10 protein-coding genes are annotated in these 12,470 nt (G+C 59.7%); 5 read left to right on the top strand and 5 right to left on the bottom strand.

What is annotated here, in order from left to right; translation table 11 throughout:
* Positions 1–45 precede the first annotated feature (45 nt).
* Entirely contained in the window at positions 46–483 is a 438-nt protein-coding gene (locus FY550_RS12115) for a PAS domain S-box protein (RefSeq protein WP_070978786.1), read from the bottom strand.
* 203 nt (positions 484–686) lie between these two features.
* Between FY550_RS12115 and FY550_RS12110 the strand changes: the two genes are divergently transcribed.
* On the top strand, positions 687–956 hold the full coding sequence (locus tag FY550_RS12110; protein WP_070978788.1) for a SelT/SelW/SelH family protein: 270 nt from the start codon (positions 687–689) through the stop codon (positions 954–956).
* A 17-nt stretch (positions 957–973) separates the two neighbouring features.
* On the opposite strand, the gene FY550_RS12105 is transcribed toward FY550_RS12110, so the two are convergent.
* Positions 974–1,945 carry a zinc transporter ZntB gene (locus tag FY550_RS12105; RefSeq protein WP_070978790.1) on the bottom strand — a complete coding sequence of 324 codons (972 nt, stop codon included), beginning with the start codon at positions 1,943–1,945 and terminating at the stop codon, positions 974–976.
* 717 nt (positions 1,946–2,662) lie between these two features.
* A complete protein-coding gene (locus FY550_RS12100) occupies positions 2,663–3,328 on the bottom strand; it encodes an arylesterase (RefSeq protein ID WP_070979474.1) in 666 nt (221 codons plus the stop codon).
* On the opposite strand from FY550_RS12100, the gene FY550_RS12095 reads away from it, so the two are divergent.
* The 3 genes from FY550_RS12095 to nhaD all read left to right on the top strand — a co-directional run bounded on the left by FY550_RS12095 (position 3,327) and on the right by nhaD (position 8,214).
* Entirely contained in the window at positions 3,327–4,118 is a 792-nt protein-coding gene (locus FY550_RS12095) for an ABC transporter ATP-binding protein (RefSeq protein ID WP_149054553.1), read from the top strand. The two genes, FY550_RS12100 and FY550_RS12095, sit on opposite strands and share 2 nt — an antisense overlap.
* Positions 4,115–6,613 carry an ABC transporter permease gene (locus FY550_RS12090; RefSeq protein ID WP_070979470.1) on the top strand — a complete coding sequence of 833 codons (2,499 nt, stop codon included), beginning with the start codon at positions 4,115–4,117 and terminating at the stop codon, positions 6,611–6,613. The genes FY550_RS12095 and FY550_RS12090 overlap by 4 nt, the downstream gene beginning before the upstream one ends.
* Positions 6,614–6,741: 128 nt before the next feature.
* Positions 6,742–8,214, top strand: coding sequence for a sodium:proton antiporter NhaD (gene nhaD / locus FY550_RS12085; RefSeq protein WP_070979467.1), 1,473 nt, complete (start codon positions 6,742–6,744; stop codon positions 8,212–8,214).
* Positions 8,215–8,590: 376 nt separating this feature from the next.
* Here nhaD and FY550_RS12080 read toward each other — a convergent pair whose 3' ends face one another.
* Both FY550_RS12080 and FY550_RS12075 read right to left on the bottom strand, forming a co-directional pair.
* Entirely contained in the window at positions 8,591–9,271 is a 681-nt protein-coding gene (locus FY550_RS12080; RefSeq protein ID WP_070979465.1) for a glycosyltransferase family 25 protein, read from the bottom strand.
* 67 nt (positions 9,272–9,338) lie between these two features.
* Positions 9,339–10,751: an O-antigen ligase family protein gene (locus FY550_RS12075; protein ID WP_070979463.1), complete on the bottom strand. Its 1,413-nt coding sequence runs from the start codon at positions 10,749–10,751 to the stop codon at positions 9,339–9,341.
* 358 nt (positions 10,752–11,109) lie between these two features.
* Here FY550_RS12075 and glyA point away from each other — a divergent pair, with 358 nt between their 5' ends.
* Complete coding sequence (gene glyA, locus FY550_RS12070) at positions 11,110–12,372, top strand: serine hydroxymethyltransferase (protein ID WP_070979461.1); 1,263 nt, start codon at positions 11,110–11,112, stop codon at positions 12,370–12,372.
* Positions 12,373–12,470: the final 98 nt, after the last annotated feature.

Below are 12,470 nucleotides of genomic sequence, written 5' to 3'. Positions count from 1 at the left end.
GCTTACCTGGGCGCGAAGACAATACGGCCTCTGGCAGCCTACATCTCAGGAAGCGGTTTCCAGCCGCGCGCGCAGACGTTCCAGCTCCTGCTGAGCCTCGACCAATGAGGTCACATCCTTTTGCACGCCAACGAAATAGAGCAGTTGATCCTCTTCATCATTCACGGGCGTGATCGAAAGCTCATTCCAGAACATGCTGCCATCACTGCGATAATTGCGAATGACCTCACGACAGGGCACACCTTCGCGCAGCGCGTCGCGGATGCGGTCCAGACCGGGTTGCTGATTATCGCCGTTTTGCAGAAACCGGCAGTCACGATAGAGAATATCGTCGGCCATGTAGCCCGTCAGTCGCTCGAAGCCCTGATTGACATAGATCAGGATATTTTCATTGCCTTCCTTTTCGGCCACCACGATACCGTCGCTGGAAGCATTCACAACGCGTTCCAGCAACTCCGGGCTGATCATGGGGGGATTACTCATGGCGTGGAACATCCTTGTATTAATTCAGTTGATAACTTATGGCCTTTATTATCTATTTGCTTATGAAAAGGCCTTTAAACGTAACTGTTGCCGATTTTTACCAACAGCATCGTGATCGGCAAGCCCCACGGACGCGAATCATGAAAGATTGCCGCCAAATATCGGTATTCGATTCACTGTGCTGATCATGAAGGAGAGATGCCATGCGCATTACGCTGCACTATTGCACTCAATGTAACTGGTTGCTGCGCGCCGGCTGGTACGCGCAGGAGCTGCTGTCTACCTTCGGCGAAGATCTGGAACAGGTGGCGCTGGCACCCAGCCATGGGGGGCATTTCGAAATCGTCACCGATGAAGGGGAAGTGCTCTGGGAGCGCAAGCGCGACGGGGGCTTTCCGGATATCAAGGTGCTCAAGCGGCTGGTGCGTGATCGCCTCGATCCCGAACGCGACCTCGGGCACACGGATCGCTGAGCTGCCCTGTATCATGGTTACCACCAGTGGCGCTTGCGGAAAAAGAGCAGCTGCAGGAGCACGATGGCCAGCACCAGCACCACAAAGATGGTGAAGGCCCAGGGATTATCTGCGCCAGGAATACCGCCGACGTTAATGCCCAGCAGGCCGGTGAGAAAGCCCAGTGGCAGGAAAATGGTGGTGATGATGGCCAGCAGATACATGCGCGCATTGAGTCTCTCGTCCTGATCATTGCGCAGTTGCTCCTGCATCACCAGCGCGCGCTCCTGCATCGCCCGGAAATCCTCGACATAGCGATAGAGCTGGTTGGCAGCCTCGCGCAGCCAGAGTCGACCGGTCTCATCGAACAGGCTGATTTCAGCCAGTTGGGAGAGACAGTGATACTGGGGGTCCATGAAGCGGCGCAGGGTGATCAGCGGGCGACGAATGCGGGTAATGTCATCACTGTCGACGGGGGCATCTTCAAGTTGCTTCTCTTCCAGGTCGCCCAGCCAGTCATCAATCTGATGTGTTCTTTCGCCGACCCGATCCACCATGGCATCGGCCATGCCGGCAAACAGTTCGGAGACCGTCCGTGCCCCCTCACCGGCATCAAGGTATTCCCGCACTCGCAGGATTGACTGTAGCGGACGCCGACGTACCGTAATCAGCCGATTGGCGGTAATCCAGACGCGCAGCGAGATCAGATCTTCAGGCGAGGCCCCGGGGTTGAGATTGATACCTCGCAGGGTGGTATTGATCCCGCCGGGAAAGTGCGCGACCCGTGGCCGGGTATCCTCCTCCAGCAAGGCCTCGACAATATTCTCATCAAGTTCGGCGATGTCATTGAGGTAACGGTCGACATCATCATGGGTGAAGTCCAGATGCATCCATAAAGGGGAGGCATCGGTTGCCCAGGCCGCGGCCAGTTCATCGTGAGTCAGCATCTGTCCGCCGCCCTGGCCGTCCAGACGATAGGCGGCAACAAAGGAAGAGCGTTTCTCGGTCATGTGATCCTTCCTGTAACCCGAATCGATAGCGGCCGATTATGCCCGTCGACATGACATGCGGGCCAGATGGGAGACCTTGCGGTTCAAGCTGTTTCCATGAGCAAGGAATATTGCTGCATTTGCTGTAGGAATGACTTTAGTCGCGATGCAGTTCATTGATGTGTGAAGACATTTTCGCGGCTGAAGCCGCTCCTACGGCAGCAGTCGAAAAAGCTTTAGGGGAGGGCATGAAACGGAAAGAGCCTGGTAGCATGAGCTGATCTCCAGCGGGGCAAAATAACGGCAATGGTTGTTGCAGGAGCGACTTCAGTCGCGATCCCGCGCATCCAGGCGGGAAGACTCCTCGCGGCTGAAGCCGCTCCTACAGAGGCGTTGGCTGAAATTGCCTTCTCGAATATGACCTTGATCGCGCAGCTACCCCCACCTGAGCGTCTGCCTTGAACACGGTCATTGGCATGGAGCGCTGCAAGAGGTTGTTGCAGGAGCGACTTCAGTCGCGATCCCGCGCATCCAGGCGGGAAGACTCCTCGCGGCTGAAGCCGCTCCTACAGAGGCGTTGGCTGAGATTGCCTTCTCGAATATGACCTTGATCGCGCAGCTATCTCCACCTGAGCGTCTGCCTTGAACACGATCATTGGCATGGAGCGCTGCAAGAGGTTGTTGTAGGAGCGACTTCAGTCGCGATGATTTTGCGCTCGCAGCTGAAATCGCCCTGAATCAGGAGGCCTCATGCTGTGAGTCAGCCTGCCGAGCAGTGGCGGGATTCGGCTTTTGCAACAATCCTTGTACCAGCGGCCAAACGTTATCGAGAAGAATCGGCTGGGCCGCGGCATTGGGGTGAATGCCATCGTTCTGCATCAGATCATCATGCAGTGCCACGTCCTTCAGCAGGAAGGGGACCAGCGGTATCTCGTACTGCCGGGCCAGTTCGGGATAGATGGCGCGAAAGGCTTTTGTATAGGCCGGCCCGTAATTCGGCGGGATGCGTATACCGAGCAATCCGACCCGTGCACCGGCAGCCTGACTCTTTTCGATCATCTGCGCCAGATTGGCCTTCATCTGCTCAAGCGAGAGACCACGCAGGCCATCATTGCCGCCGAGTTCGAGCAGTACGATATCCGGCTGATGGAGCTCAAGCGCCTCGGGCAAGCGCGCCAGGCCGCCAGCAGTGGTATCGCCACTGATGCTGGCATTGACCACTGTCTGCTCATCGCCCAGCCGCTCGCGCAGCAGATTGACCCACCCCTGGTTGCGCTCGATACCGCGCGCTGCGCTCAGGCTATCGCCCAAAACCATAAGGGTTTCGGCGCGCGCTAGGGCTGGCAGGCAGGAAAGGGCAAGCAGCAGGACCACCGGTAACCATCGCAGGGGAATACTCGTCATGTCGTCTCCGCAATCAGGGATCGATCAGCGTCATCCTTCCAGTGTGGCCCAAAATCGACCTGAAGAAACCCGTCACAATACAGCCGAGACCGTGCTGGAAACGCAGGCACTCACCAAAACGGTCGCCAGTGGCGAGCGCCAGCTGACCATTCTGGCTGGGGTGACGATGCAGATCATGGCAGGAGAGAGCGTTGCGATTCTCGGCAGTTCGGGGGCCGGTAAATCGACCCTGTTGTCACTGCTGGCAGGGCTGGATGCGCCCAGCGGCGGTGAACTGAAGCTTTTCGGGCGCGCCATGAACGAGTTGGATGAAGACGGCCGCGCACAACTGCGTGCCGGGCAGGTCGGCTTTGTGTTCCAGAACTTCCAGCTGCTGCCCACTCTGACGGCGCTGGAAAACGTGCTGCTGCCTCTGGAGCTGACCCGGGCCGGTGCTGATACTTCGGCCGCCCGGCACTGGCTCGAACGGGTCGGACTCGGCGAGCGTCTGCATCATCTGCCCAAACAGCTCTCCGGCGGCGAACAGCAGCGCGTGGCGATTGCCCGTGCCTTCGTAGCCGACCCCCGTCTGGTATTTGCCGACGAGCCGACCGGCAATCTCGATCGTGATACTGGCGCCCGGGTGGCTGAACTGTTGTTTGGTCTGAATCGTGAGGCCGGTACCACGCTGGTGCTGGTGACCCATGATCTGGCACTGGCTGCCCGCTGTGATCGAGCGCTGGAGCTGGAAGCGGGTCAGCTACGCCCTCGGCATCTCGAGCCGGAAACGAGCCGGGAGCCTGGCCGATGAAAATTCTGGCGATGGCATGGCGCGGGGTGCGCCGTGATCTGCGGGCCGCCGATGTGCGGGCCTTGCTGCTGGCGCTGACACTGGCAGTGGCCGCGACCACCATGATCGGCTTCTTTCTCGATCGGGTGGATCATGCCATGGCCCGTCAGGCCGGCCAGCTGCTGGGAGGCGATCTGGTGCTGGTCAAGGGCAGTGCCTTTGATGACGGGGTGATTGAAACGCTCGAACACGCCGGCATGACCGTCACTGCCCAGACCACGACAGCCTCCATGGCCGGACATGGTGATCAGTTCCAGCTGGCAAGCCTGAAGGCGGTCAACCCCGGTTATCCGCTCTATGGCGAGGTCACTATTGATCGCGGTCAGGGGCGTGAATCAGCCGGCGGACTGCCTGCGCCGGGCCATGTCTGGATCGAACAGCGCCTTGGACGGGCACTCGGTGTGTCACTGGGTGAAAAAATCACGCTGGGCGATCAGTCATTGACCGTTTCGGCCTGGGTGCTGCAGGAGCCGGATCAGGATGTCGGCCTGGCCGGCTTCAATCCGAGCGTGATGCTCAGCGGCAGTACACTGGCCACCACGCATCTGATCCAGCCCGGGTCACGCGCCACCTATCGGCTGCTGGCGAAGGGGACGCCCGCCCAGCTGGCAAGCCTGGACGATCAGCTGGATCGATGGCGTGACCGCGGCATCAGAGTGATGGACGTGCGCGAGGATCGCCCGCGCATTGGCCGGGCGCTGGAGCGCTCGCAGAAGTACCTCAGCCTTGCCGGGCTGGCGGCGGTATTGCTGGCCGGCGTGGCGGTGGCGATGGCCACCCGGCGCTATGTCGATCGCCATCTTGATACCGCGGCGCTGATGCGCTGTTTTGGTGCCCGGCAGCGCCAGCTGGTCCGTCTGTTTGCCGCTCAACTGGCGCTACTGGCCCTGCTGGCCGCCGTTGGCGGCGCGCTGCTGGGGCTGGTCGGGCAGTGGGCGCTGTTGGCGGTGCTGACCCGCTTGCTGCCGCTCGAGTTACCCCCACCGGGGCCCTTGCCACTGCTGTTGGGTGTCCTGACTGCGATGGCGGTACTGGTCGGATTTGCCGGGCCGACCCTGCTGCGGCTGCGCCAGGTGAGTGCGCTCAAGGTACTGCGTCGCGAACTGGATCCTCTGCCCGCCGCGGGCTGGCTGATCGTGACCGTGGCGAGTCTGGTCTTCGGGGCGTTGCTGTGGCTCTACAGTCGGGATTTCATGCTCTCACTGGGGCTGCTGCTGGGCGGTCTGGTCGCGCTGGCGATACTCTGGTGGGTCGCCCGGGGCCTGCTGGCGGCACTACTGGCACTGACCCCTCATCTGCCTCTCAATCTGCGCCTGGGCGGGCGCCAGCTGGCCAGACGGCGCAGTTCGAGTCTTGGCCAGATCATCGCCTTTGCCGTGACCTTTGCGCTGATGGCACTGATCACCCTGGTGCGCAGCGATCTGATCACTCAGTGGCAGGAGCAACTGCCCGCGGATGCCCCCAACCAGTTCGCCATCAATATTCAGCCGAGCCAGCGGGACGCCTTCATTGACGCCATCGATCAACTGACCGATCAGCGCTCGCAGGTGTACCCCATCGTGCGGGGGCGGCTGGTGGCCATCAATGGCGAGACTGCACGTGATGCTGTGCCCGAAGGCGAGCGCAACGATGGCAAGCTGCAGCGTGAAACCAATCTGACCTGGAGCGCCGCACCGCCGGCCAATAATCCGCTCAGCAGCGGTGAATGGTTTGGCGAGGGCGCCGGCGAGCAATCGCTACCGCCGATCTCGGTGGCGCAGGGGTTCGCGCGGGATCTCGGGCTGGCGCTTGGGGATCGGCTGACCTTTGATGTCGCCGGTCAGGAAGTCTCGGGGCAGATCACCAGTCTGCGCGAAGTGGACTGGGAGTCGTTCAGGCCCAACTTTTTCGTGATCTTTCCGCCCGGTGCGCTATCGGGGTTCAGCCATACCTATATTACGTCCTTCTATCTGAATGACAGCGCGCAGCAGCAACTCGGCTCGGTGATTCAGCGCTTCCCCTCGGTCTCGCTTCTGGATATCGATGCCATTCTCGGCCAGGTACGCAACCTGCTGGGCCAGGTCGCACAGGCCATCGAGCTGATTCTGGGACTGGTGCTGCTGGCCGGGATTGCCGTGCTCTATGCCGCGCTCACTGCCAGCCGGCCGGCCCGGGCCCATGAAGGCGCGCTACTGCGGGTATTCGGTGCCGGCAATCGCCAGCTTGCGCGCACTCAGGCGAGCGAGTTTCTGCTGCTTGGGCTGGCCAGTGGCTTGCTGGGGGCAGCGCTGACAGAAAGCACTGCGGCGGTACTCTATGCAGGCTGGCTCGACTTCACGCCACGCTGGCACCTCTGGCTCTGGCTGACCCTGCCGCTGGGCGGAGCGCTATTGATCGGGGGCATCGGCTATCTGCTGTCGCGACCGCTCAGACGCCAGGCACCCATGGCCAGTCTGCAGTTACTGGGTGAAGCCTGAATTTGCCGAAATGGCCGCTTCGTTACGCTCGGATTCGAATTCGGCGCCTGATTGGGCCATCATGGGGGATTGGTGTTTAAGACTGGTTTCAGTCAGGCAAGGATGTTCACCCTCCGACGAGCGAACTGATGAGACGAACGATACAGACCGTGACGGTGCTGCTGCTGGCAGCGCTGATGCCTTCCATGGCGCTGGCAGCCAGCGCCGGACCGATGGATCTGACCACTCGCTGGGAAGGGATACTGGCCCTGGTGCTGTTCGTGGTCGCCTACGTGCTGGTGGCGACCGAGGAGTTTACCGATCTCAGCAAGTCCAAGCCGATCGTTTTCACGGCCGGTATCATCTGGGCGCTGGTCGCGCTGACCTATACCCTCCACGGAGGCGATCAGGAAGCCGTGGAAGGCGCCCTGGTCGACGGTCTGGCGGAATTTACCGAACTGTTCCTGTTTTTGCTGGTGGCGATGACCTACGTCAATACGATGACGGATCGCCACGTGTTTCAGGCGCTGCGCAACTGGCTGACCAGTCGGGAGTACAGCTATCGCAAGCTGTTCTGGATCACCGGGGGGTTGGCGTTTTTCCTGTCGCCGTTTCTCGATAACCTGACGACAGCGCTGGTGCTCTCTGCCGTGGTGCTGGCCGTGGGTCGTGACAGCCCGCGTTTCGTCGCCATCTCCTGCGTCAACATTGTGGTGGCAGCCAATGCCGGCGGTGCGTTCAGCCCATTTGGCGATATCACCACGCTGATGGTCTGGCAGGCCGGTCAGCTCGGCTTCGCCCGCTTTTTCGAGCTCTTCCCGGCGGCGTTGGTCGATGTGATCGTACCGGCGTTGTGCATGCACTTCTTTCTGCCGCATGGCAAACCCGAGGCCACCGGTGACTCGATGGCCATGCGGCGTGGTGCGCTGGGTGTGATTGCCCTGTTCGTGGCAACCGTGGTGACGGCGGTCGTGATCCATCAGGTGCTTCATCTGCCGCCTTTCCTGGGCATGATGCTGGGGCTGGGGTATCTCAAGTTCTACATGTACTACCTGATGAAGACCAACGAGCGCTGGGAGTCTCAGGTCGAAGAGTGGCAGCAGAAAGACGAGACCACACCGGTCAAGATTGAAGAGCGGGCCGGCCGCATCGAGGATCGCGAACGCTTTAATATCTTCGGGCATATTGCCGATGCCGAGTGGGACACGCTGCTGTTTTTCTACGGTGTGATTCTCTGTGTCAGCGGTCTTGGCTTCATCGGCTATCTGAGCGTGACCTCGAACTTCCTCTACGGCATGCTTGGCCCCACCATCGCCAATGGGTTGATCGGGGCTCTCTCTGCCATCGTGGATAACATTCCGATCATGGCTGCCGTGCTCCACATGGACCCGGACATGGACAAGGCGCAGTGGTTGCTGATCACGCTGACCGCCGGGGTCGGGGGCAGCCTGCTCTCGGTCGGTTCGGCCGCGGGTGTCGCGCTGATGGGGCAGGCAAAGGGCAAATACACCTTCGTCTCGCACCTCAAGTGGACGCCGGCCATTGCCCTGGGCTATGTGCTCTCGATTCTCACCCACCTGCTGATTACCGGCGAACTGGGCACCCTGTTCGGAGGCGGCTGACCGCCCCCTGTCGCTCCTGCAACGCCACCAGCGCCTGGCTCTGCAGGAGCGACTTCAGTCGCGATTGGATTTTCGCGGCTAAAGCCGCTCCTACAGTAACGCAGGTTGCCATGCCCCCGCAGACGCGCTTCATCACCGCAGTTGGGTGATGCCCGGCGCTATTTTTCCCGCCAACGCCGAAGGGGTGTTGTAGGAGCGACTTCAGTCGCGATTCGGTTTTCGCGGCTAAAGCCGCTCCTAAAGTAGCGCAGGTTGCCATGCCCCCGCGGACGCGCTTCATCACCGCAGTTGGGTGACGCCCGGCGCTACTTTCTCAGCCAAAGCCGAAGGGGTGTTGTAGGAGCGACTTCAGTCGCGATCAGGTTTTGTCCGGCGCTCAGAACCGCATCAACAGCGTTCTGGCCCAGTGCTTTCGCAGGTTGCTCGCCTGCCTGGCGTAATTGGTCGCCCAGTAATCCTCATCCTTGCAGCGCGTTGCGGCCCGCCGCTCTAGGCGATAGGCCATGATGTCACTGCTCGCCGCCGATTCCGGTTGCTGCATGGAAATCATGGGATAGGTGGCGTAAGCACGAAAATGGCGGCAGTAGTGGCCATCAATGGCCTTGCCATACCACTCATGCCCAAGCAGTCGTCGGCAGCCGCGAGAAGAAAGAATATAGGCTTGCGTACCCTTCAATCGGGCACGGACTACACCGGGCCATGGAATTCTCCACATGCGGCCCAGCATGCCACCGAGATAGCAGATCTCCGGGCGGCGAACGCGCAAAAACCGGTTAAGCCGTTGGATCTGTCGCGGGGTGGGGGGTAGAAAGGTGGCATCATCCTCGAGAATCAGTACTCGCTGCCAGCCGCGTTCCAGAGCCAGGGCCGCACAGCGCTGATGAGACAGGTAACAGCCCCGTACCGGGTTTTGTTCATCCCGCCTGACCTTCACGAACTCGATCTCGTGATCGAATCCGGCAAACTCCTGCTGAATCAGCGCCCGACGATCCGAGCGCTCCTGCAGGCTGATACAAAGTACTCCATCTATATCGAGTCGATGTTTCGCGGTTGTCACTGATACTGCGCCACTGATTCACAAAGCGACGCAGCTTATCAGAGGTTGCTTAACCCAAAATGGGTGATTAACCGTTTTCTCTTGTGATTTTTCCGGTTTTGCTCGTTGCCTTGTTCATGCCTTCCAGCCGGAGACGCATCGCATAGCTGTAGGCCAGCCCGCCAATCAACCCATCCAGATAGATACCGGTGCGGTACCCGACATAACTCTCGAAGCAATTGACGATCACCCAGAAGATGAAAAACAGGCTGAGGAAGATCATGACATCATTGGGCATAGCGCCCTGGCGCCAGCTCTGCCAGGCCGCACGGCCCACCACGCCGGCTATCGCCACGAACATGGCAAAACCGAGCACACCGTTACCGACCAGCAGGGTGATATAGCTGTTATGAAAGTGGGTCAGGTTTTCGCTAACGGCCTGTGCCTTTAGCTCTGGATTGGGCGCGCTCAACAGCAGTGGAATATGGCTCTGCGGCCCCCAGCCGAACCAGGGGCGTTCGGCAATCAGTTGCAGGGCGTAGTGCCACGCATGAATACGAAAGCCAATACTGGAATAGGGCACATTGGAAAGATCGCCTGAAAGCACCTCCAGCACGACATGGTGCTCGGCAAATACCCTGGAAATGATGGCATCACCAAACAGAGCGCCGATCACCGTCATGACCAGCGCCAGCCCGATAAACCCATAAAGGATGGCGAAACGGGTGCGCCGCGAACGCACATGCCCACGCCCCAGCAGCCAAAGCACGCCAATCAGGGCAATGAGCAGAATCACCACGATCCCCAGCCAGCTGGCTCGAGTGCGCGTGATCAGCCAGCCGGTAACGGCCAGTATTACGGCCAGCGTGTAGCCCAGTCTGGTTCCCCAGTGCATCAGCCCGCTATCCAGCGAACCACTCCAGCGTAGAAAGCGTGGCAGAAAACAGCTCAGCGCAATCATCATCACGCCAGCACAGACGCCGGCATGCTCCCAGTTCTTGAAGCCGAGCCTTGGTCGTTTGCCTGCCTGAATATAGTGCGCCAGCGTGCTCCAGCTCTCGCCCAGGAAAAGCCCCCCCAGTAGCATGCCGACAAACAGCAGGCTCAGCATCCACAGCCCATTACGCGTGCGCCCGGCCAGCAGCCACGCAATCGGCAGAATGAAAAATACCTTGGAGAGATGGCGCATATCCTTGATCTGCGCATCGGCATGATCCGGAAACAGCGCATTGGCAATCGGAATGGTGACAAACTGCAGCACAACCCAGATGCCCAGCAGGCCCCAGAGCGGATCGCGCAGCATGTGTAACCGCTGTGGATGAGCGCACAGCGCAATGACATAGACCAGCATGATCAGCGGCTCGAAGGAGCGCGAAATATCCAGACTCAGCTGCCAGGTAAAGGCATAGATGAACAGTGAGACAAGACCGATCAAATGACACCAGCGCTCGGTTTTCGAGTGATGGTGTGGCTGAGAGGGCAGGGGAAGGGCGCTGATCAAGTGGAATCCTTGGTAATCTCGCCTGGTACAAGCAGTGACATCGGGTAAAACTGCGGCGAACGATATAACAGACTATTCCCTGATGCTTGAAAAAACTGGTTGGATTCCTGTAACCATGTTATATGCGCATGACACGATTTTGCTTTGGATGGACATCAATAAGTCTTCTTACAAGCAGTTGATACCTCAAAATCTTTACTACTGCCATACCATCTACCTTGAGCGCTTTTGAACAACTCGATGACGTACGTGCATGTGAAACCCCACAAGGCCTTGTGTATCATGGCGCTCAATTGCGCTTGTGCGGCCTCACCGCGCAATGCTGTGCCGATTCCCCCCCTGTTGCCGAGGTTAGCCCATGTTCACCCGTGACATGACCATTGCCGGTTTCGATGACACGCTCTGGCACGCCATCGAGGAAGAAAACACCCGTCAGGAGGCGCACATCGAGCTGATCGCCTCCGAGAACTACACCAGCCCGCGGGTGATGCAGGCCCAGGGCACCCAGCTGACCAACAAATACGCCGAAGGCTATCCGGATAAGCGCTACTACGGTGGCTGCCAGTACGTCGACAAGGTCGAGAAGCTGGCCATCGACCGTGCCTGCGAACTGTTCGGCTGCGATTACGTCAACGTGCAGCCGCACTCCGGCTCGCAGGCCAACAGCTCGGTTTTTCAGGCGCTGGTCTCCCCCGGCGACACCATTCTCGGCATGAGCCTCGATGCCGGCGGCCACCTGACCCACGGGGCCAAGCCCAGTTTCTCCGGCAAGCACTACAACGCCGTGCAGTACGGCCTGAATGACGCTGGCCTGATCGATTATGACGAAGTAGCTCAGCTGGCACGCGAACACCAGCCGAAGATGATCATTGCCGGCTTCTCGGCCTACTCGCAGATCATCGACTGGGCGCGCTTTCGCAGCATTGCCGATGAAATCGGGGCCTGGTTCGTGGTGGATATGGCCCACATTGCTGGCCTGGTCGCTGCTGGCGTTTATCCCAGCCCGATCGAGCATGCGCATGTGGTGACGACCACTACACACAAGACACTGCGCGGCCCACGTGGCGGCCTGATTCTCTCCAATCATGGCGATGAGAGCCTCTACAAGAAGCTCAACTCGGCCGTATTCCCGGGGCAGCAGGGCGGCCCGCTGATGCACGTGATTGCTGCCAAGGCCGTCTGCTTCAAGGAAGCACTGGAGCCCGCCTTCCGCGAGTATCAGCAGCAGGTGGTCAAAAATGCCAAGGCGATGGCAGGTGTGTTCATCGAGCGCGGCTACGACGTGGTCTCCGGTGGTACAGAGGATCACCTCTTTCTGCTCTCGCTGGTCAAACAGGGCCTGACTGGCAAGGACGCAGACGCCGCACTGGGCCGGGCGCACATCACCGTTAACAAGAATGCGGTGCCGGGTGACCCGCAGAGCCCATTTGTGACTTCCGGGCTACGCATTGGCACGCCGGCCGTCACCACGCGCGGCTTCAGTGAAGCCGAATGTCGTGATCTCGCCGGCTGGATCTGCGATATCCTCGATGCCATGCAGCAGGGTGACAGCAGTGTGGCTGAGCAGCAGGTGCAGGAGCAGGTCGAGGCGATCTGCAAGCGGTTGCCGGTGTATTCCTGAAGCAATTCTGCAAGATGTTTCGAAAGCCATGCCTTTGAGGTATGGCTTTTTTAATGTTGATAGTTATTAGGCATATGGGACCCCTTTAGCTAATACCT

It is taken from the genome of Kushneria phosphatilytica (assembly GCF_008247605.1).
GTDB classification, from domain to species: Bacteria; Pseudomonadota; Gammaproteobacteria; order Pseudomonadales; family Halomonadaceae; genus Kushneria; species Kushneria phosphatilytica.
Note: the sequence above shows the minus strand (reverse complement) of the source record. Positions and strands in the feature narration are given on the sequence as shown.